The organism is Streptomyces mesophilus (assembly GCF_011044995.1).
Classification (GTDB): Bacteria; Actinomycetota; Actinomycetes; order Streptomycetales; family Streptomycetaceae; genus Streptomyces; species Streptomyces mesophilus.
In genome coordinates, this window is sequence record NZ_JAAKZW010000147.1 from 1 (window position 1) to 20,559 (window position 20,559).

Consider the following 20,559-nt stretch of genomic DNA (forward strand, 5'->3'; position numbering starts at 1 on the left):
CGTACGAGCTCGACGAACTCACGCCCACCGCAGAGCTGTTGGCGAGTGAGCTCGTCACCAATGCGCATCTGTACGGAGACGGCGGGCCGTACGGGCTCCGGGTCGGGGAGCGGCCCGGGGGTGGGCTGCGGGTCGGCGTGTGGGATGCGAATCCGCAGATCCCACCCCCGTTCGCCGGCGTACCCGTGCAGGCGCCGCAAGGGGAGCGCGGGCGGGGGCTGATGCTCGTGCAGGCCTGCGCGGACCGCTACGGCGCGTACACGCTGCAGCGGCCCGGCAAGTACCTCTGGGCGGAATGCGCCCACCCGGGGCCTTACGGGTAGGCGACCACCGTGGACGGGACGGTCGAGCTTCCGTTGGGCACGGTGGACGCTCCGGTGTCGTTGATGACGTGGTCGAAGTGACCGTTGCCGCTCAGTGAAACGGTCAGCAGGCTGTGGAACTTGATGCCGGGCTTGACCGGGGTCTTGAAGGCGTGGTCCTGAATGATGGTGGGGTCGACGTTGTAGAAGCAGTAGCTGCCGAGACCCCACGCCTCGTGGGTGTCGACGGAGTCGTCGACGCGGTAGGCGGCGTAGCCTCGCGTGCTGCCGTTCTGGATGGCGGCCTGGTTCGGGGCGTCGTACGCCTTCTCGTTCTGGAAGAAGACGGTGCGGCCGCGCTCGCCGTACCACTCGACGTCGTACTTGTTGAAGTGCTCGACGAACAGTCCGGTCGCCAGGACGTCGTCGCCGTTGACGCGGACGCCGTAGTCGGCGCGGTTGGTCTCCCAGCCGACTCCGTCGCCGTGGTCGGCCCGCCAGACCCAGGTGTGGTCGACGATGGTGTCGTCGCTGTTGACCACCATGCTGGTGGTGGCCTTGCCGGGGCCGGCGCCGCCGATGCGGATGTAGACGTCCTGCACGGTGGTCGGGTTCGCGGCATGGTCGGCGCCGGAGCCCTGGGGGCCGACCTCGAGCAGCGTCGGGGAGTTGACGGCGCCGGCGTCGATCAGGAATCCGGCGAGGCGTACGCCGTCGACGTCGGCTACCCGCATGGCGGTGACGCCGTTGTCCGGGATGATCGTGGCGAGGCCGAGGCCGAGCACGATGGTGTCCGCCCGGTTCACGTTGATCGTCTGGTCGACGTGGTAGACGCCCGGTGTGAACAGCAGGTGCAGGCCCTGGTCGAGCGCCTGGTTGATGGTGGCGGCGGTGGCGCCGGGCTTGACCACGTAGAAGCTGCTCAGCGGGAGCTTCTTGCCCTGCGGCGTGCCGGACGACCAGGTGGTGCCGCGGGCATTGGTGCGCTTGTCGGGAGCGAACACCTTGTACTGGTTGTCCTCCCAGATCAGGTACGGCTTCTCACGGGAGATCGGGGTGTTGGCGAGGGTCGTGTAGCGAGGCTCCGGGAAGGAGGTGGCCGGGGCTCCCTCGACACCCGAGAAGGTCTGGTTCCACACGGAGTTGGACCAGCCGCCGATGGAGCTGTCGCGGGTGTACCACTGCTGCTGGCTGTAGTTGCCGACCTGGCCGTCGATCTTGCTGTCCGCGATGTAGCCGCCGCTGGCCCAGCCGTAGCCGTTGGGCGCCAGGTTCAGCCCGCCCTTGACGTGCATGCGACGGAAGGACGAAGCCTGGGAGACCGCCCAGCGGTTGGTGCCGCTGACCGGGTTGAGGGCGAGGCCTTCCGCGCCGCGCCAGAAGTTCTGTGTGGCGTTGCCGTTGAACCAGCCCGCGTCGACGGTCACATCACCGTTGATGGTGGTGTCGTCGGGACGCAGACCCAGGCCGGCGATCTGGGTGTAGAAGCCGATCTGGGCGTTGAGGCCGTTGTAGGTCCCGGGCTTGAACAGGAACGCATGGCGGGCGGCGCCGAACTGCGCCGACTCCTGTTCCTGGAAGACGGCGTCCAGCTTGGCCTGCACTCCCGGCGTCGAGGGGTCGAAGACATGGACGTTCGGTCCGAGGTCTCCGCCGCCGGGCAGGTTCGTGCCGCCGTCCGTGCTGCCGTACACCTGGAACTCCCACAGCGAGAACCCGTATCCGGTCGCCCGGTCCTTGCCGTTCATCCGGATGTAGCGCCCGGAGCCGGACAGGGAGAGTTCGTCGGTGCCGCCGTCGCCGGCGCTCACCGTCGTCACGGTCCGCCAGTCCGTGCCGTTGTCGGATGCCAGGATCTCGTAGCTCTTGCCGTATGCGGCCTCCCAGGTCAGGACGGCCCGGCTGAGCTGTGCGCTGCGGCCGAGGTCCACCTGGATCCACTGGTCGTCCTGCCACTGGCTCGCCCAGCGGGTGCCGGTGAGGTTTCCGTCGACGGCGGCGGACGCGGCGTAACCGGCGCCTTCGGTGGAGGACGCGGTGGTGGTCCTGCCTTGCGACAGAAGGCTCTCGGCAGCTGCCGCGCCAGTTGCCGGAGTGACGGCGAGGAGGGTGCCGGCCAGGGAGGACAGCAGTGCCCCGGCGGTGAATCGCCGCAGCCTGAGGTCGCGGAGTCTTCTTCGTGGCGGTGGCGGCACGTCGATGGATATGCCCACGGGCATGGGGGGCTCCTTTGGGATACCTGAGAGGGAGTGAGCGGTCCCCAGGTTTGCCCCGCCGCGCATCGGCGGTCAAGAAGCGCGACAGCCTTTTCTTTCGACTTAGATTAAGGAGAGAGAGTTCTGTGGCGAGTTGGGCACGGGTCCCGAACTCCCGTGCATGGCACATGAGTTAGGCGCGCGACGCGTCCGTCCCCGGGAGGCCGAGCACGCGGGCCAGGCCCGCGCGGCTGGTGACGCCGAGCTTGGCGGAGAGCCGGTACAGGTGGCCCTCCACCGTGCGGACGGAGAGCGTGAGGCGGTCCGCGATCTGCTGGTTGCTGTGGCCCGCCGCAGCGAGGAGGGCGATCTCGCGTTCGCGACGGGTCAGGGGGAGGGGGCGGGCCCAGGCGAGCAGCGCCGGGGTCCGCAGACCCTGGCAGTCCGTGGCGAGACGGTCGGCCGCGGCGGACTCCGTACCCGCGGACCCCGTACGGCCGGCGCGCTGGAACGCGGAGGCGGCCTGGGCGTGGGCGTCCGCGGCCGCGGCAGGCGCGCCGGTTGCGGCGAGGGCGAGGGCGGCCGCGCGCAGTGCCTCGCCGTCGTCCGCGAGCAGCGCCGCCGCATGGCGCCCGGCGCCGTGGGCAGCCGGTCCCTCCACGTCCCGCGCCAGCGTGGCGAGCCGCTCGGCCGTGGCCCGGCTCGTGTCCCCGAGGCGGACCGCGCAGTGCAGGGCCCACACCTCGTACGCGAAGTGGCCGCGTGAGCAGGCCAGTTCGGCGCCGGCGCGGGCGTGGCCCACCGCCTCGCTGAGCGCGCCCTCCGCGGCCGCCGTCCAGGCCCGCGTCACATACAGCTCGGGGTCGCGTACGGCGAAGACCGGGCTGTGGGCCGACTCGGCCTGGGTGAGGGTGTGCCGGGCCGGCCCCGCCTGGCCCAGCAGCGCGCGGGCGCGGGCCAGGGCCACCAGGGAGAACTGAAGGAACCCGCCCGCGTTGCCGTGCTCGCGCAGCCCGCCGACCGCGTCCCGCAGCAGCCGTTCGGCGTCGGCGGGCCTGCCCTGTTCGAGCACGGCCTCGCCGAGGACACAGTGGGAAAGCTCCGCGCCGAACGGGATGTTGAGATCCCCTTCCCCGTACGACTCGGCCAGGGCCACCGCCTCGGCGGTCCGTCCCGCCAGCCACTCCGCGGCGACCTCGGCGAGCGACAGCGGGGTGCGCAGATAGCCGAGTTGCCAGGAGCGCTCCATCGCCTCCCGCGCCTTGGCCGCGGCCTCCCGTGCCGGGCCGCCGTGGCCGCGTACGGCATGGGCGATGGTGCGGGTGAGATGGGCGAGCAGGACCGGTTCGGGCTCCTCGGCCCGCGCCGCCGTATCGGTGTCGCGCAGGGCGTCCGCGTCCCCGGTCGCGCCGAGGATGCCGAGGTAGGAGCGGATCGCGGCGAGGTGGCGGTGGGCGACGGGATCCCGCAGCCGCGCGCTCGTCGCCGCGAGCGCGCCGTGGGCCGCCGCCGCGTCCTCGGCGATCAGCGCGAGGCCCATGATCTGCGGTACGGCGGCTTGGACGTGCTCCAGGTCGGTGCGTGCCAGGTCGGCCAACCGGGCCAATTCCGTGGGGAGTTCGCCGGTGCGGGTCTGTGCCGCGACGGCCGTGGCGATGACGAGCTGTGCGGGGAATCCGCCGCCCGCCGCGAGAGCGGCCCGTGCGAGGCGTTCGGCCAGGGGCATGTCGGCGAGGAGCGCCGCCTGCTGGGCCGAGCGCAGGGAGAGCGTCGGGTCGGGCGGCAGATCGGAGTCGAGGCGGAGCAGGGCGCGGCGCAGCCGGGGCGCGGTGGGCTCGTCCCAGGCGTAGGTGCCGGAGGTGCTGTCCGCGCGGGCGGTGCCGGGGGGTTGGATGGCTCGGGCCAGCGTGCTGCCGGGTTCGAGGGCGCGGGCCAGCGTGCCGCGCAGCCGCCGTCCGCGCAGAGTGCCGAGGCCTGCCCGGCGGACCTCGCCGTACAACGGGTGCGCGAGGCGGGCGTTGAGCCGGCCGTCCTCGTCCTGCGTGACGGTGACGAGGCCGCGTTCCTCGGCGGCCTCGACCGGATCCACCGCTCCTGGCGGCACCAGGCGGCCGAGCAGCCGGATGTCGAGCGGTTCGCCGAGGGCGAGCAGGTCGACGATCTCCCGTACGGAATCGGGGAGTTCGCCCATACGGGCCGCGATCAGATCGACCAGGGTGGGGGTCACCATGGGGACGCCCTTCCAGCGCCAGGTCTCCGCCGCCTCGTACAGACCGCCCGCCGCCCGCTCGCCCTCGACGAGGTGGCGCAGAAACAGGGCGTTGCCCTCCGTCAGGCGCCACAGCCGTTTCGCCGAGACCGAATCCACCGGACCGCCGAGCACCGAGGCGAGCAGCTGCCCGCACTCCGTGAGGTCGAGCGGCGGGACGTCGAGCCGCCGCAGCCGCCCGCTCTGCCACAGCCCCGACACCGCCTCCGGTACGGGCTCACCGGAGCGGACCGTAAGGACCAGACCGACAGCGCCCTCGAGCGCCAACTGCTGGACCAGGAGCGCGGACAGCTCGTCGAGCAGCTGCGCGTCGTCCACCCCGACCACGAGCCCGCCGCGGCCCGCGCCCCGGCACAGCGCCTGCCGCGTGCGGTGCAGGGCCTCGGCCGCTCCGGTGTCCACGGGCGCGGCCCAGGTGGCGAAGGCGCCGAGGGGGACGGCGCGGGCGCCCGGGGTCCCGGCGGCCCAGTGCGTCAGGGCGCCGCGCCGGGCGGCGCCGGCCACGGCCTCCCTGGCCAGGCGGGTCTTGCCGACACCCGGTGGTCCGATCAGTACGGTTCCGACGGGGTCGCGCCCCGCTTTGAGCGTGTCCTCGATGGTACGTAAGTGCTCGGAGCGGCCGGTAAGCGGCCAATCGGGCGTCACGCACCGAGCATAGGGACCGTGGTCGTCGGCCGGAACTCCTTTGGATCGAGAGGCGGTTGCGCGCTCCTTCGCGGAAGTGAGTAGCGGCGGTGCGCTCCCTTGCGGAATCGAGTAGTGGACTACTCGTGCCGTGCCCCCGTATCGCCCCGATGCTGAGAAAGTCCCGAGCGACAGCACGGGGCTTCGGGCGGAACCCTCGGGGGACAGACTCATGAACGACACGAAGAAGCCGAAGAAGCTGATGAACCGCCGCACTTTGGGCGGGGTCGCCGTTCTCGGAGTGGCGGCCGGAACCCTGGGTGTCGCGATGGTGATGCCGCCGCAGGACAGCCCCAAGAAGGCCGGTTCGAAGTCCGTCACGCAGACGGCGACCGAGACGGTCCGGGCAACGGGGGCGGGCGACGGGAAGGGGATCGTCTCGAAGGCGGGGCTGAGCAGCCAGACGTTCACCTTCAATTCGGCCCGCGCGGGCGACTGCGTGCGGAAGTACGGGGCGACCTGGAAGCTCTACTCCAACGGACACGCGTACTTCAAGGGCCACTTCGGGAGCAACAGCGGTGATGACGCCTGGCTGATGTACGCGAAGCTGCTCGACGACCAGGGCGGTCTGATCGGCTACCTCCGCGCCGACAGGAACCCCGGTGACGCCCGCAAGTTCGTCATCGGTCTGCCGGAGGCGGGCCAGATCTACACCGCGGGCCGCAACGCCTACTTCCCCGCCGACCTGTGGGACGACGTCCGGAGCATCAGCTTGACGCGCCACTGCTGACGGGGGAGTTCGCCGGTACACCGATCCACCGATCCACCGATCCACCGATCAGGGACCGGGCAGCGGAACCAACGCTGCCCGGTTCTTCGGCGTGCCATGATCGCAACTCACCCTGGACACAAGGAGATTGGCAATGCCCCAGAGCGCGTCCGGATTCTCCAAGTCAGGCCTGAGCCGACTGCACGACGTCCTCGCCCGGCACGTCGAATCCGCGAAGATTCCCGGCCTCGTCGCACTCGTCGGCCGGGGCGAGGAGACACACGTCGAAGTGCTCGGCACGATGCGGCACGACGGCGGCGAGGCGATGAGCCGGGACGGCGGTGAGGCGATGAGCCGCGACACCCTCTTCCGCATGGCGTCCACGTCGAAGCCCGTCGCGATGGCCGGCGCGATGGTCCTGCTCGACGAGTGCCGGCTGCGCCTGGACGACCCGGTGGACGAGTGGCTGCCCGAGCTCGCCGACCGGCAGGTGCTCAAGCGCTTCGACGGACCGCTGGACGAGACCGAGCCGGCGCGCCGGCCGATCACCGTACGAGACCTGCTGAGCTCGACGTTCGGGCTCGGTATGGATATGACGTCGATCGGCACCCCGGTCATGAACGAGGTCTTCGCGCAGGGGCTCACGCCCAATCTGCCGACGCCGATGCCGGAGCCGGACGAGTTCATGCGCCGGCTGGGCACGCTGCCGCTGATGCATCAGCCGGGGGAGCGCTGGCAGTACCAGATCAGTCATGACGTGGTGGGCGTGCTCGTCTCGCGCGTCGCGGGCCAGTCGTACGGCGACTTCCTGCGGGAGCGGATCTTCGAGCCGCTGGGCATGAAGGACACGGGCTTCTACGTGCCCGCGGACCAGATCCACCGGCTGCCGCCCCTGTACGCGCCGGACCCGCAGTCGGGCGATTTCCACGCGTGGGACGAGCCCGAGGGCGGTCGCTGGTGCTCGCCGCCCGCCTTCGAGGGCGGCGGTGGTGGGCTGGTCTCCACGGCGGACGACTACAACGCGTACTTCCGCATGCTTCTGAACGGCGGGGTGCACAACGGCTCGCGCATTCTCTCCCGTGCCGCCGTCACCCTGATGACGTCCAACCAGCTCGACGCCTCGCAGTTGGCGGCCCGCACGAAGCTGGCGAAGGACGCGGTGCACATCTCGTTCGGGCAGGGGCAGCAAGGGGGTTGGGGCTTCGGTATGGCGGTCCGTACGTACGTCGGCGACTACGCCCCGATCGGCCAGTTCGGCTGGGACGGCGGCAGCGGCACGTCCTCGTACGCGGACCCGGTGAACGGTGTCGTCGGGGTCCTGTGCACCCAGGTCGGCGCCTCGGCTCCGTACGGCATCCAGCTCATGCTCGACTTCTGGACAACGCTCTACCAGGCCCTGGAGGACTGATCCCTCCGCCCCCGTTCGTTGTCCCCGCTTCAGTCTTTGACGGAGGCGGGGACGGTGGTGGGGATGTCGGGCTTGTTGGTACAGCCGAATTCTTCTGCCGCCACCTTTGTGGAGTGGAGCAAGTGCTGGAGATGGGCGCGGTGGCTGTCGTCCTTGGTCAGGCCGTCCGTCATGTGTCCGCGGAGAGGGACTTCTGTCGCTTGGTTCGCCGCAGCGCCAGGAACACCACACTTGATGTAGGCGTAGTACTGCATCGACCCGTCGGTGCGCTCTCGCCAGTAGACGAGCTTTACGTCAGGTCCTGCTTCGAAGGCTGTGCGCTTGATGCCGTCGCCGACCGGCTTGGCAAAGTCGGTATCGAAAGGGGCGACGGAAGAGCCGAACCGAAGGGTCAACGGGCTAGTGTCAGAGGCTGACTTGGTCCTGGCCTGGCAGAGCTCAGAGTCGATGAAATGCGGTGTGTCGCCCGTGGTGTCAGGTTCCCAGGCGGCTGCCTGCTGTCGGAACAGCGTGCGAGCGTCTGCCGGTTTCTCGGGTGAGCGGAAGTTCAGTTCCTGCCCTTTGGTCTCGTTCTTCAGCCAGTCCATTCCGGATTCCCCCAGGAGCTGACTGCACATGCTCTGCTTGGACTCCGCAGGCTTTGGCTGCTCTTCGCTTCCTGAACACCCGGAAACTGTAAGGAGCGTGAGCGCCAGGGTCGATACAGTGTGCTTTCTCATCATCCGTGGCCTCTCGCGGCGTCCGTATCAGGCAGGTCTTTGCCCTGTATGTAGTGGTTGTATGCGCGCTCTTCCAGCAGGGTCTTTTCATGCGCAGAGAGGCCCTGCGAGTCCGCATAGTTCATGATCGGCGTGGTCGCGGTGTGCTCGCCGACCCGCTGTGCTTCTGCGATGCCCCTGGCAGATTCGGCGCTGTTGTCGTACTCGCGCTCCTCAAGCCAATCCATCGTGTTCGTTGCCCAAGCTGTCTCAGCGGCTCCGCCCAATGTTTCGATGGCGATCGGAACCGCGATCAAAGCGGCTCCGCCGGTGGGTACAGCCAATGCGGTTCCCACACCAACCGCGACGCCAGTCACGGCACTTCCCGCGAAATTTCTCCATTCTGCCGCCTTCTCGAGCTCCTCGTTCTTGGCTGTTTCATCGTCTTGGAATTCCTTGCCGATCGCTTCAAAGCGGCCATCGTCGAGAATTCCGTGCACCTTGACGCTGTACAGGCCGGCGTCGAGAGCATCCGTTTGGTTATCGCCTTGAGCTGCCATGATGCTGGACCCGTAGATCTGTTGTGCTGCAGAAACAGTGTTGTACGAGTCCTGGTCCGAGGCGAGCGCGCGCAGGAAGAACGCGGAGTCGTTCTTACCGAAGTCTTCAAGGCCGTTCTCCTTGAGACCGAACAGCACCCTTTCACCGGTCATCTCGGCTTCTTTTGCGCTGGTCCCGAACCCGGCTACCGAGTAAGTGAGGCTGTCGACATGCCCTGACGCCATACGCGCCAGGCTGTCCCGCATCCCGGGCTGACCGTCGATCTGATCGGCAGTGTTGTAGTGGTCGACCACCCTGCCCATCAATGCAGTTCGTTCTTCGCGCGCCGCGATGGCATCCTCACCCTTCAGCGAGGGGATCTCCGGCGTCTTGTCGTCGTACGCATAGCCCAGCGTCGCCGACTCCAGGGCGTGCCCCAGGCTTGCGTACCCGGCCGGCTTGCCGTCCTCGCCTTCCGGCCACTTACGCGGGTTCTCGACCGCCCCGCCGCCCTCTTCCGGTGCCCCGGACAGATACGCCAGGTTGTTGACCTCGTCCAACCCCTTGCCGGACGTCGAGTCGTCGAAGAACTCCACCGCGGCCTGCGGGTTGTGGGCCAGGCCGTCGAGGAAGTTGGCCACCGGGTCGTTGGGCTTGTCCGAGGGGGGATAGTCGAGCTGGAACGGGGTCTGCCACAGGTCGCCCGGCTCGCCGAGTACCGAGTCGTTGCCCTTCTTCCGTTCGAACTCGATCAGTGACGTGCCGTAGTCGTTGAGGAAGTCCGAGTCGAACTTGCCCTTCTGCATCAGGCTGCTGGCGATCTGGTAACCGTAGGGGCCCTGCAGGCCCTCCCGGATCGGGAACTGTTTGTCGCCGGCGGCAATCACCTCGCGCTGCCAGCCGTCCATACCCGGGGCGTTCGAGCTGGTCGCGTTCGCAAGGGACATGCTCAGGTTGTCCTGGACCTGCGCCAGCATCTTCGCGCGGTCGACCTCGACCGGCGGGCCGGCCGGAGAGGCCAGCTCCCGCCAGAACTCGAGGGTGCCCTCGCCACTCAGCCTTGTGGCGAGAGTCGCTGTGAAGCCGGGGTTGTCCCGCTGGTTCTTCAGCGTCTCGTTGAAGCGCTTGAGCTCGTCATCGCTCCAGGTGCCCGGATCCTCTTCCTTGATCTTCTTCGCCCAGTAGGCCGCGGCTTCCTTGCCCTGCTGCTTGTCCGCCGCTTCGAGGTTCTCGGGGCCGCCCTTGTCGAAGCCGTGCTTGTTCTTCGCGATGTCGCGCAGGGCCTTGGCCGCGATCCGGTCCGTCTCCGTGGCCTCCCAGAGGATCCGCCCGATCTTCTCGGCGGCGGCCGTCAGCTCGGCCTGCGGCACCGGGTCCGTGTTGCCGCCGTCTCCGACCGAATGAACGTAGGCATCCTCGGTCGAGCCGTCCTGGTGGACGCGGATGTTCTTCGCGCGCGCGTCCGCCAGGGCGGTCTTGAGGTCGGTCTTGTGCTTGGCGAAGTCGTGGTGGATGTCCTGGAGCAGACCGTGGATGGTCTTGGCCTCGGCGGCCGCATGGTCGAACTCGCGCGAGCTGTTCGTGATGAAGGTGCGCGTGACCGTCGCGTTGACACCGGTCCAGTCCGCGCCGTTCGCCTGCTGGGCCAGGGCCGAGGCGGAGATCCCGCCGGCCTTGCCGTCCGCGAGCTGCTGCAGTTTGCCCACCATGGACGACCAGGTGTCGACGGCTTCCTTCAGCTTCCCCAGGCGTAGTTCGGTCAACTCCGCGACAGTAAGCACCTGTTCCCCCTACTTCAGGTAGCTCTCGATGACCGACGACCTGATCGCGGTCTCGATCTTGACGTCGTCCTTCGCGTGCTGCGAGCGCGCGAAGTCCAGGCCGTTGGAGATGTGGGCGCAGGCTTCCTTCACGGTGCGGGTCTTGCTGTTCCAGGCGTCGTGGAGTTCGGTGAGCGCCGAGCCGGTGTCGAGGCCGTCGTTGAAGAGTTCGATCGAGGCGTCGAAGGTGCTCGGCCGGGCGAGGTCGCTGTCGGTACGGAAGCGCTCGCGCAGGTCGTAGGCCAGTTTGCCCAGCTTGCCGAGTTCGTTGTCGCGAACGACGAGGTCCTTGCCCCCGCCGCCTCCGCCGCCGCCGCCGCCACCTTCGGCGGGCAGCTGGTTCAGCTGCATCCGCTCGTCTTGGCGCCCGGCCGCGTCGGCCTTCAGCTGCTCCCATTCGTCCCAGGACATACTCGGCTCCCCCGCCGTCCGCCATCGGCTGTGGGCAGCCGAAACCGCCAAGAGCCTATGAAGCGCAAAGCGCGGATTGCAAGGGCAACCTGTGAAGCTTTGACACCGACCTGGGGGGAACGGGCACACCGGTGATCCGCTCGCACATGGCGCCGCCCTCGTCATCCACAGCCTGTGGATGACGAGGGCGGTCGGGGCGGGAAAGCCGGGCGGAGCTTCAGAGTGTCGTACCCAGCGGGCCGAAGCCCGCGTGGGGTTCCGAGCCCGCGGGGTGGCCCGTCGTGGTCGCTCCCGCGGGGGATGCCGGGCCCGTGTCCTGGGCCGGGGCGATGACCTCGCGCTCCGAAGGGTTCGCGGCCGTCGCGTACGGCATCGTGAGGACCGAACCGACGCAGATCAGTCCGCCCGCGAGGCCCGCGCGCAGGCGCCGGGTCTGGGTGGTGGTGCTGGATTCCATGAGGACTCCATAGCAGGGCGAATCGGGCTGTTGATCTCAACTCGCCGAGTGGCAAGGTCAGTTCATTCCGTTCGCTCAATGGCATTAACCGCATGGAGTAAGGGTCAAGACGGGTGGATTGCCCGCCGAATACCCTCATATGACGACCAGCACAGAGCCTTTGCTCACGCCTCAGGCCACCGCGGCACTGCGCGATGTCCTGTTGCAGTACGGCTACACGCGGGACGGGATCGTCACGCGGATCGGCATCGAAGCGGCCCACGCCCTCAATCGCTACGACCCCGAACCGGCACTCCAACTACTCGGCGAGAGCGATCCGTTGGGCATGCTCATCCGGCTGTTCATGTGCGGCCGCAGCATCCCGATCGTCCAGGTCGACGAGGCCGTCGTACCGCTTCTGGAGCCGGCGGGCGAGGGCCTGGTGCGGGCTGCGGTCTATCTGCATCCGTACGAGAAGTGGTGGGCGGTCTCCGACTTCCCGCTCTTCCTGCGGCCCGAGGCGCGCGACCGGCGCGCGGACCGGGTGCTGCCGATCGGACCGACCGCGACCCTGCTGCGGCGCGCGACCCTCGGCCACCGGGTCAAGGCCGCGCTCGACCTCGGCACCGGGTGCGGGGTGCAGGCCCTCCACCTGTCCGACCAGGCCGACACCGTGGTCGCCACCGACCTCTCGGCCCGTGCCGCGCGCTTCGCCGCCACCACGGCCGCGCTGAACGAGCTCGACTGGGAGGTCCTCGAAGGCGATATGGCCCAGCCCGTCGCGGGCCGCCGCTTCGACCTCGTCGTCTCCAACCCGCCGTACGCGGTGGGCCCCGGCACCGTCCACTGCGTGTACCGCGACTCCGGCCGTCCGGGCGACGCGATGTGTGCCGAACTCGTCGCCGCCGCACCGGACTTGCTGACCGAAGGCGGCCATCTGCAGTTCCGTGCGAACTGGGCCCATGTCGCGGGCGAGGACTGGCGCGAGCGCGTGGCGCACTGGCTGCCCGCCGGCTCGGGCCTCGACGCCTGGATCGTGCAGCGCGGCGTGACGGACGCGCGCGCGTACGTGGACCACTGGCTCGAACAGAGCGGTGGCGAGGAGCACTTGGGGCAACGTGAGTCGTGGCTGCGCTGGTTCGAGGACCGGAAGATCACGGGTGTGGGGACGGGAACGGTGGTGCTGCGCCGTACGGACCGTCACGATCCCGTCGTACGGATCGAGGAACTGTCGCCGGAGGCGGCCGAGTTGACCGGCGGCCAGGTCGCGGACTGGTTCACGCGGCAGGACTGGCTGCGCGACCACGACCCGCTGACTGCGCACTTCCGTCCGGGCCCGGGCGTACGGCTCTGGCAGGAGGCGGGTCTGCGTCCCGACTCCGTGTCAGGGCCGGGCGGCTGGCACCTCAATCAGCAGCTTCTGAAGATCCCTTCGGACGGCCTCAACTGGAACGAGCGCACCACACCGCTCGGCGTCGCCCTGATCGGCGGCAGCGGCCGCCCCGACGAGACCCTGGGCGACCAGCTGACCCGGCTCGCGGAGGCGGAGGGCACGGACCGCAGCCGCCTGGTCCTGGCCGCGCTGCCGGAGGTGGCCCGGCTGGTGGAGCGGGGGGCTTTGATCCCCGGCTGAGGGGGACGTACGCCCGTCATTGCACGGGGGAGCGAAGTTACTCACCCACCGGATGCAATACGGGACCCAGCTCCCGGTCTCCGCGTCAGCGCGGGTGTAGGCGTGGCCCGAGTGTCCCGATCGTCAACGCAACGGGCGCCCTTCACACCTGCGAGAACGAGGAGATCCATTGATGCGTGCTGTCAGAAGCACGTCCGCGCTGGTCGCCATGGCGGCGGCCGCATTCCTGGCCGTGGGGAGCGTGCCGGCAGCGGCCGCGCCCGGCTCCGGGCAGGGCGCGGACGCGATGCGAGGGAAGGCGGCCTGCACACCCACCGCCCCGTACACCGGCTGTCAGCTGTTCAACTTCACGGGCTCCCGGCAGTCCTTCACCGTGCCCGAGAAGGCCATCGAGCTGAAGGCTGAGCTCAAGGGTGCTTCGGGTGGCGGCAGTGGTGCCCCGATCGCCAATCAGCACGGTGGCGCCGGCGGTCTGACCACCGCGACCATGCCGGTCAAGCCGGGCGACACCCTGTCGGTGACCGTCGGCGGCGGCGGAAAGTCGGGCGCCAGCACGAGCCTCGGCGGCTACATGGGCGGCGGCCACGGCGGGCGCGGTACGCGTTCGGGCGCGGGCGGCGGCGGTCTGAGCGCGCTGTGGAAGGACTCGGGCACGACGAACCCGCTGGCCATCGCCGGCGGCGGCGGCGGTGCGCCCGGTGGTTCCGGTCAGGCGGGTGCGGCCGGCGGTGACGGTGGCGGCACCACCGGAGGCGCGGGCACGCTGCCCACGAACGGCGGCGGCGGTACGCAGAGCGCCGGCGGAGCGGCCGGAGACATCGGACGCGCCTGCACCACGGCGCCCGAGGTGGGCGCCAAGTTCCAGGGCGGCAAGGCCGGCTTCGGCGGCGACTCCGACTCGGGCGGCGGCGGTGGCGGCGGCTGGTACGGCGGCGGTGGCGGCGGCTGCGCCCCCAACCTCGGACTCGGTGACGCCGGAGGTGGCGGCGGATCCGGTTACGTCAACACCGCTCTCGGGGTCACGGGCACGACCACGGAGGGCGGCGGCGCCGCCGCGGTCCGGGCTCAGCAGGACGGCAAGAACGGCACCGTCAAGCTCCAGTGGCGCCTGCTCGAGCCCCCGACCATCACGGGCCCGGTCACCGGCGACCTCGAGGGCGAGGGTGAGCCCGGCGCCGTGGTCACGGTGAAGGACAAGGACGGCAACACCGTCTGCACGGCCACCGTCGAGGCCGACGGCAGCTGGTCCTGCACGCCCACCGAGCTCCTGCCGTGCGGCCCGAACGTGTTCACCGCCACGCAGGAGAAGGGCGGAGTGACCTCGGACGCCGGGACGCACACGGTGGAAGTCGGCGAGCCGTGTCTCAGCCCGCCGGTGATCACCGACGCGGGGGAGAAGAAGCCGGTCACGGGCAAGTCCAAGGTCGAGGACCCCGCCACGGTGACCGTCCGCGACCAGGACGGCAACGTCGTCTGCACCGCGACGGTCAAGGCGGACGGCACGTGGTCCTGCAAGCCCAAGAAGCCGCTGCCGCCGTGCACCGAGCTGACGGCGACCGTCACCAAGGACGGGGTCACCTCGAACCCGTCGAAGCTGTACCGCACGTACTGCCCGCCGAAGTACGGCAAGAAGTGACGCGGTAGACAAGCTGGTTGAGCACTGAGCCCGTGGGGGCGCGACCGATCCGGTCGCGCCCCCACGGTGCGCAAGAGAGGCCCGCGTGCTCAGCGCGGCTTGCGGCCGAAGACGACCACCGCGTCACCGACCTGCAGCACCTTGTACAGCCGCGCCGCGTCCCCGGGCCGCAGGTTCACACAGCCCGCCGAGCCGGGCCCGCTGAACAGGTTGCTCAGCGAACCGTGGATGGCCTGACCGCGCGAGAAGTACTGGGAGTGCGGCATCGGGGCGTTGTCGTACAGGGTCGAGATGTCGTCCCGCTTCTTACGGAACACCGTGTGCCATCCCTTGCGGGTCTCCAGTCCCGCGCGGCCGCTGCGGATCGGCACGGTTCCGTAGACCACCTTGCGGCCCCGTTGCACCCACATCAGCTGCCGCGCCAGGTCCACACAGGCCACCCGCCGCTTACGGACCGGACAGCGTCCGCCGGCGTTCGGGTTCTTGCGGGCCGTGGCCACCGTCAGCATGTGGAGCGTGGCGCGGCTCGCGTATCCATTGGCGGGCTTGAGGCCCTCCCGGCGCTGGAACGCCTGAATCGCCTGGCAGTCCTTCAGCGACTGGCTGCCGTCCGCCCGCAACCGGAGCAGCTTCTCGACCGGGTGTTGATGGGGGCCCGTCGCCACCACACACCCCTGGCCCACGGCCGTACGGCCGGAGGCGGCAGCCGCGGGGAGCGCGCCCGTCCAGGCCACCGAGAAGCCGACGACGCCTGTCACAGCGCCCACCCAAGCGCGCCTGAGTTCCATGTGCCGCCTTTCGTGCCGTTCAGGAGGACCCTTCGCGTTCATACGCTGATCCGTCCACGCTCTTGACGCATCGTCAGCTGAGCCAAGAGGGGGGTTCGGTGACAGCAAACGGCCCAACCCCGGGGGCGGCCGGCGGGCAAACCCGCTGTCCGGGGGTGTACCCACCACCACCCCGTTCCGGGCCCCACACCCAATGTGCCGCCGAGCCCCGCTCCCTACCTTCGAAGTACGGCAAGGGAAAGCACGCCAAACCGGCATGAAGAGGCTGAGATGTTTGGAAGCAAGAGGGATAAGACGGGCGCCTCCGGGCGGGGGACCGACGAAGCCCTGCGGCTCGTCAAGGTCAGCAAGAGCTACGGCGAGGGCGAGAGCGCGGTACGGGCGCTGGACGGCGTGAGTCTGTCCCTCGGCCGCGGGACGTTCACCGCCGTGATGGGCCCGTCAGGGTCCGGGAAGACCACGCTCCTGCAGTGCGCGGCCGGGCTCGAACGGCCCGACAGCGGCATCGTCATGGTGGCCGGCGAGGAGATGGGCAAGGGCAGCGAGGCCGAGCTCACCAAGTTCCGGCGCCGGCGGATCGGGTTCGTGTTCCAGCAGTACAACCTGCTGCCGACGCTCACCGTCGCGCAGAACACCGTCCTTCCGCTCAAGCTCGCGGGCCGCAGGATCGACAAGGCCAAGGCCCGCTCCGTACTGGAGCAGGTCGGGCTCGCAGGGCGCCTGAAGCACCGGCCCGACGAGCTGTCGGGCGGACAGCGGCAGCGCGTCGCCATCGCACGGGCGCTGGTCACCGAGCCGGCCGTGGTCTTCGCCGACGAGCCCACCGGCGCGCTGGACATCCGCAGCGCGCGCGACGTCCTGCACCTGCTTCAGGAGGCGGTACGGGTGCACGGCCGGACGGTCGTCATGGTGACCCATGACCCGGTGGCCGCCTCGTATGCCGACTCGGTCGTCTTTCTCGCGGACGGGCGGATCGCCGGGCACATGGAACGGCCGACGGTCGACGCGGTCGCGGAGCGGCTCGCGCATCTCGGCGACGACATCAACGGGTCCGACTACGCGGCCCAGTTGGGGGTGTGAGCGATGTTCGCGCTGGCCATGCGGTCCATTCGGCAGCGGCCCGGGCGGTTCGCCGCCACGCTGTTCAGCTCGTTCCTGGGCGCGCTGATCATCATGACCTTCAACTCGATGCACGACACGGCCGCGGGCGCCGGGGTCGACGACCGCAGCGCCGAGACGCTGACGGTCGCCGCGAGCGTCGTGGGCGGTTACGGAAGCCTCCTCGTCTTCTTCGCCGTCGCCTCGACGCTGACCGTCGCCGTACGGCAGCGCAGCGAGGAGATCGAACTGCTTCGCACCACCGGGGCGACTCCCGCGCAGATCAAGCGCATGATCGTCGGCGAGGCCGTTGCGGTCGCGCTGCTCGGTGCCGCGCTCGCGGTCGTGCCCGCGATGTTCGGCGGGCAGCTGCTGCTCGACGTGTTCCAGGACAGCGGACAGGTGGCCGGCTCGGTCGAGCACTCCTTCGGGGCGATCGCGCTCGCCACCGGGTTCGACATCACGCTGCTCGCCTCGGTGGGCGCCGCCTTCCTCGCCGTACGGCGAGCGGGCCGTGCGGCCGGCAGGCGGCCCGGCAGGGGGCGGACCTTCTTCGCCTACGCGGCGCTGGTGGCCGGAGCCCTCAGCGTGTCGGCGACGTTCCTCCTCGACTCGGACGCCGAGATCATGATGGCGCCGCCCGCGTACGGCGCGATCCTGCTCTCGGTGGGCTGCGCGCTGTTCTCGACGCGGATCCTGCCGGGCGTGCTGAGCGTCCTCGAGGGCCCGATCACCGCGCTCGCCGGGGCCGGCGGCTATCTGACCGTGCGCAACATGCGGCAGCGCGCCGCTCAACTCTCCAACGTCCTCATGCCGTTGATCCTCTTCACCGGCATGGCGGTCGCCACCCTCTACATGCAGGGCGTCGAGAACGACACGGTGAAGGCCTCGGGCCTGGTCAAGGCCGCCGACGCCAAGACCCTGGAGACGCTCAACTACGCGGTCGTCGGGATCATCGTGGCCTTCTGCTGCATCATGCTGATCAACACCCTGTACGCGGCGACCTCTTATCGCGTACGGGAGTTCGGCCAGCAGCGCCTCGCCGGAGCCACACCCCGCCAGGTGCTCGCGATGGTGGGCGCCGAGAGCGCGGTCCTCACGGTGACCGGGGTCGCCCTCGGTTCGCTCACCGGCTTCGCGGGCATCGTGGCCTTCACGACCGTACGGACCGACCAGGTACTGCCCGGCCAGGGGCTCGGCATCTGGCTGGCCGTGGCCGGCATCGCGGCCACGGTCACGATCGGCACGAGCATGGCGACCGCCTGGCGCCAGCTGCGGACGCCCGCGGTGGAGGCGGTGGCGCTGGCGGCGTGAATCGGCCGCCCCACCTGGGGAGTTGGCTGATTCCCCACGGTTGTCCACAAGGCTTCCGAGCAGTTGTCCACAGGTCCACGAACAGAAGTCCGCCCGCCCATACACTGGGCGCGGCGGACTTCCTGTGCGTGAAGGGCGGTGGACGATGCGTAAGGCCTGGCTGGTCACAGCCGCTTTTGCGGGCGGCGGAGTCAGCTTCGTGCTGCTGCTGGTCGTCGGCACCTTCATGGTCGCGGGCAATCTCTCCAACGGGGTGGGCAAGGGGGCCGTCGGCCTCGCCAAGGGCGCCGTGCCGGCCGCGTACCAGCCGCTCGTACAGAAGTGGGGCAATCTCTGCCCCGCCATCAATCCGGCCCTGCTCGCCGCGCAGTTGTACCAGGAGAGCGGCTGGAACCCGAAGGCGCAGAGCCCCGCCGAGGCGCAGGGCATAGCGCAGTTCATCCCCGGGACCTGGGCCGCGCATGGGCTCGACGGGGACAAGGACGGGGACCGGGACGTCTGGGATCCCAACGACGCGATCCCGTCCGCCGCTTCGTACGACTGCAAGCTCGCCGGCTATGTGAAGGACGCGCCGGGCAACCCGACGCACAACATGCTGGCGGCGTACAACGCGGGGGCGTACGCGGTCATCAAGTACGGCGGCGTACCCCCGTATCGCGAGACCCAGAACTATGTGAAGACCATCACGACCCTGGAGAAGAGCTTCGCGCGCCCTGTTGGCCGAGTAAGCCCCTCCCGGCAGGCGGCCGGCGCGATCTCGTTCGCGCAGGAGCAGCTGGGCACGGAGTACCTGTGGGGCGGCGACGGCACCGCGGCGGACGACGGACGCTTCGACTGCTCGGGTCTGACGAAGGCCGCGTACGACACGGTCGGCGTGACGCTGCCGCGCGTGGCCAACGATCAGTACAACGCGGGACCGCACCCCAAGCGGAGCGAACTCCTCCCCGGTGACCTGGTGTTCTTCTCGGACGACCTGACCAATTCACGGGCCATCCGGCACGTCGGGATCTATGTCGGCGGCGGCTACATGATCGATGCGCCGCGGCCCGGTGCGGTGATCCGTTTCGCGCCGGTGGACACCCCCGACTACTTCGGTGCGACCCGCGTCACACAGGACGGGGCGCAGGCCCTCGCGGGAGCGCGCGAGGGCATTGCGGAGGCGGCCGCGGGCGCGTGAGTTGGCCGAAACCCTGCGCTAGGACGGGCCCTCTGAGCTGCAACGATGAGTCACTCTTCGATAACGTCCGAGTGATCTTTCGGTGGAGAGTGGAACCTAACAAGGGGAAGTGACCGTTCTCCCGGCGACGGACCGCAACACTGGTTCCCGACACCGCACGGCAGACGCACTGACCAAGCTGAAGCACGGGGGTTGAGATCCGGGCGCGTACGCACGCGCCCACGACGAGACAAGGGGCCGCGGCACCATGGCTGGAGTGGAGAGCGCCGTTCCCGGCGCGTCCGCCGGACCGGAGCTCGCCGTCGACGGCGCGTCCAACCCCGATATCGATCTGCTCTACGACATCAACGGGCTCACCAAGTCCACCCCCGACTGGCTCGACCGCGCGATCGGTTTCGTCGGCGAGTACGGACTGCTGATCGCCCTGGTCGTCCTCGTGCTGTGGTGCTGGGCCTCGGTCAGGCGCCGCCCCGAACCCGAGGTGTCGGTCGCCGGTCTCGTCTGGGCGCCGCTGGCCGCGGGCATCGCGGTGCTTATCAACATCCCGATCCGCGGCTTCGTCGAGCGGCCGCGCCCCTTCGTCGACCACAGCGGCCTAGAGCTGCTCGTCGACGGCAAGAGCGACTTCTCGTTCGTCAGCGACCACGCCACGCTCGCGATGGCGCTCGGCGTCGGACTCTTCGTCGCCAACCGGAAGTTCGGCCTGATCGGCATCGCACTCGCGCTCGTCGAGGGCTTCTGCCGGGTGTTCATGGGCGTGCACTATCCGACGGACGTGGTGGGCGGTTTCGCGCTCGGCACGGCGACGACGCTGTTGCTCGCACCGCTGGCGATGGCCCTGCTGACCCCGGTCGTGACGGCGGTCAGCCGCTCGCGGGCCGGTTTTCTCGTACGGGCCCGCCGGGTCCCGCTGCCGCACCCGGCCGTGGACCTTCCCGAGCCGCGGGTGGCGGACGACGCCACGGATACGGGGTCGGGGCGGAACGATCTGGCGGCGTGACTGCCCGGGTCAGCCCGCGGAGTTGATGGCTCCGGCGGTCAACTGGCGTTCGGGGGCGGGCTGTCGGGCCTGGCTCTCGGTGTCCGCGTTGTGGGTGGCCGCGCTCTCGACGGGCGCGAGCTCTGTGTGCGCCGGCTCCGTGTGACGTCTGCGCATCAGCTTCAGGCCGTAGCCGCCGGCCGCGGCGGCGACCGCTGCCGAGGCGAGGGCCAGCGGTCCTGCCTCGGGGTGGGCGGCGGCGAACTCTCCGGTGCCGGAGGCGGCGGCCGCGGGGCCGGCGCCGGCCGCGAGCAGTATGGCTGCGGCGGCGATGGAGCCGAGGGGGGCTATTCGGGTACGGGTTCTCTTTGTCATGGTGACCTGCCCTCGGGTTGCGGTGGTGACCGGTGCGTCCAGGGGACCTCTGGGGGTGGGGTTGGGCCAGCGGAGGGTGTGTCGGGG

The 20,559-nt window shown here is 69.8% G+C and carries 17 protein-coding genes; 9 read left to right on the plus strand and 8 right to left on the minus strand.

Features of this window, described 5'->3' with window-relative positions; genetic code table 11:
* Positions 1 to 323 (plus strand): ATP-binding protein (locus G6045_RS27555; RefSeq protein ID WP_165334824.1); only part of this gene is annotated, 323 nt, incomplete at its 5' end.
* Here G6045_RS27555 and G6045_RS27560 read toward each other — a convergent pair.
* Both G6045_RS27560 and G6045_RS42215 read right to left on the minus strand, forming a co-directional pair.
* Positions 314 to 2,521, minus strand: coding sequence for a discoidin domain-containing protein (locus tag G6045_RS27560; protein ID WP_165334825.1), 2,208 nt, complete (start codon positions 2,519 to 2,521; stop codon positions 314 to 316). The genes G6045_RS27555 and G6045_RS27560 overlap by 10 nt on opposite strands.
* Positions 2,522 to 2,690: 169 nt before the next feature.
* Entirely contained in the window at positions 2,691 to 5,411 is a 2,721-nt protein-coding gene (locus G6045_RS42215) for a helix-turn-helix transcriptional regulator (RefSeq protein WP_165334826.1), read from the minus strand.
* Between the two features lie 211 nt (positions 5,412 to 5,622).
* On the opposite strand from G6045_RS42215, the gene G6045_RS27570 reads away from it, so the two are divergent.
* Positions 5,623 to 6,180, plus strand: a complete 558-nt coding sequence (locus G6045_RS27570) for a DUF6294 family protein (RefSeq protein WP_165334827.1) — start codon at positions 5,623 to 5,625, stop codon at positions 6,178 to 6,180.
* A gap of 133 nt (positions 6,181 to 6,313) precedes the next feature.
* Positions 6,314 to 7,567 (plus strand): serine hydrolase domain-containing protein, encoded by a 1,254-nt coding sequence (locus G6045_RS27575; RefSeq protein ID WP_165334828.1) that lies wholly within the window; start codon positions 6,314 to 6,316, stop codon positions 7,565 to 7,567.
* Between the two features lie 29 nt (positions 7,568 to 7,596).
* On the opposite strand, the gene G6045_RS27580 is transcribed toward G6045_RS27575, so the two are convergent.
* The 4 genes from G6045_RS27580 to G6045_RS27595 form a co-directional block, all read right to left on the minus strand.
* The gene (locus G6045_RS27580; RefSeq protein ID WP_165334829.1) at positions 7,597 to 8,154 is read right to left on the minus strand and encodes a hypothetical protein; all 558 of its coding nucleotides are present in this window, start codon (positions 8,152 to 8,154) and stop codon (positions 7,597 to 7,599) included.
* Positions 8,155 to 8,285: 131 nt separating this feature from the next.
* On the minus strand, positions 8,286 to 10,568 hold the full coding sequence (locus G6045_RS27585) for a hypothetical protein (protein WP_165334830.1): 2,283 nt from the start codon (positions 10,566 to 10,568) through the stop codon (positions 8,286 to 8,288).
* Between the two features lie 27 nt (positions 10,569 to 10,595).
* Positions 10,596 to 11,036 (minus strand): hypothetical protein, encoded by a 441-nt coding sequence (locus tag G6045_RS27590; RefSeq protein WP_165334831.1) that lies wholly within the window; start codon positions 11,034 to 11,036, stop codon positions 10,596 to 10,598.
* Positions 11,037 to 11,253: 217 nt separating this feature from the next.
* Positions 11,254 to 11,493, minus strand: coding sequence for a hypothetical protein (locus G6045_RS27595; protein ID WP_165334832.1), 240 nt, complete (start codon positions 11,491 to 11,493; stop codon positions 11,254 to 11,256).
* A gap of 139 nt (positions 11,494 to 11,632) precedes the next feature.
* Here G6045_RS27595 and G6045_RS27600 point away from each other — a divergent pair, with 139 nt between their 5' ends.
* A complete protein-coding gene (locus G6045_RS27600) occupies positions 11,633 to 13,105 on the plus strand; it encodes a methyltransferase (RefSeq protein ID WP_165334833.1) in 1,473 nt (490 codons plus the stop codon).
* A 172-nt stretch (positions 13,106 to 13,277) separates the two neighbouring features.
* Positions 13,278 to 14,741 (plus strand): Ig-like domain-containing protein, encoded by a 1,464-nt coding sequence (locus G6045_RS27605; protein ID WP_165334834.1) that lies wholly within the window; start codon positions 13,278 to 13,280, stop codon positions 14,739 to 14,741.
* Between the two features lie 89 nt (positions 14,742 to 14,830).
* Here the strand turns inward: G6045_RS27605 and G6045_RS42220 are convergent, their stop codons facing one another.
* Positions 14,831 to 15,508 (minus strand): L,D-transpeptidase, encoded by a 678-nt coding sequence (locus G6045_RS42220; RefSeq protein ID WP_328707919.1) that lies wholly within the window; start codon positions 15,506 to 15,508, stop codon positions 14,831 to 14,833.
* A 291-nt stretch (positions 15,509 to 15,799) separates the two neighbouring features.
* Between G6045_RS42220 and G6045_RS27615 the strand changes: the two genes are divergently transcribed.
* The 4 genes from G6045_RS27615 to G6045_RS27630 all read left to right on the plus strand — a co-directional run bounded on the left by G6045_RS27615 (position 15,800) and on the right by G6045_RS27630 (position 20,118).
* Positions 15,800 to 16,609 (plus strand): ABC transporter ATP-binding protein, encoded by an 810-nt coding sequence (locus G6045_RS27615; protein ID WP_165334836.1) that lies wholly within the window; start codon positions 15,800 to 15,802, stop codon positions 16,607 to 16,609.
* Positions 16,610 to 16,612: 3 nt separating this feature from the next.
* The gene (locus tag G6045_RS27620; protein WP_165334837.1) at positions 16,613 to 17,941 is read left to right on the plus strand and encodes an FtsX-like permease family protein; all 1,329 of its coding nucleotides are present in this window, start codon (positions 16,613 to 16,615) and stop codon (positions 17,939 to 17,941) included.
* A gap of 145 nt (positions 17,942 to 18,086) precedes the next feature.
* On the plus strand, positions 18,087 to 19,118 hold the full coding sequence (locus G6045_RS27625) for a C40 family peptidase (protein WP_165334838.1): 1,032 nt from the start codon (positions 18,087 to 18,089) through the stop codon (positions 19,116 to 19,118).
* Between the two features lie 247 nt (positions 19,119 to 19,365).
* Positions 19,366 to 20,118, plus strand: coding sequence for a phosphatase PAP2 family protein (locus G6045_RS27630; protein ID WP_165334839.1), 753 nt, complete (start codon positions 19,366 to 19,368; stop codon positions 20,116 to 20,118).
* Positions 20,119 to 20,127: 9 nt separating this feature from the next.
* Here G6045_RS27630 and G6045_RS27635 read toward each other — a convergent pair whose 3' ends face one another.
* A complete protein-coding gene (locus tag G6045_RS27635) occupies positions 20,128 to 20,472 on the minus strand; it encodes a hypothetical protein (protein WP_165334840.1) in 345 nt (114 codons plus the stop codon).
* Positions 20,473 to 20,559: the final 87 nt, after the last annotated feature.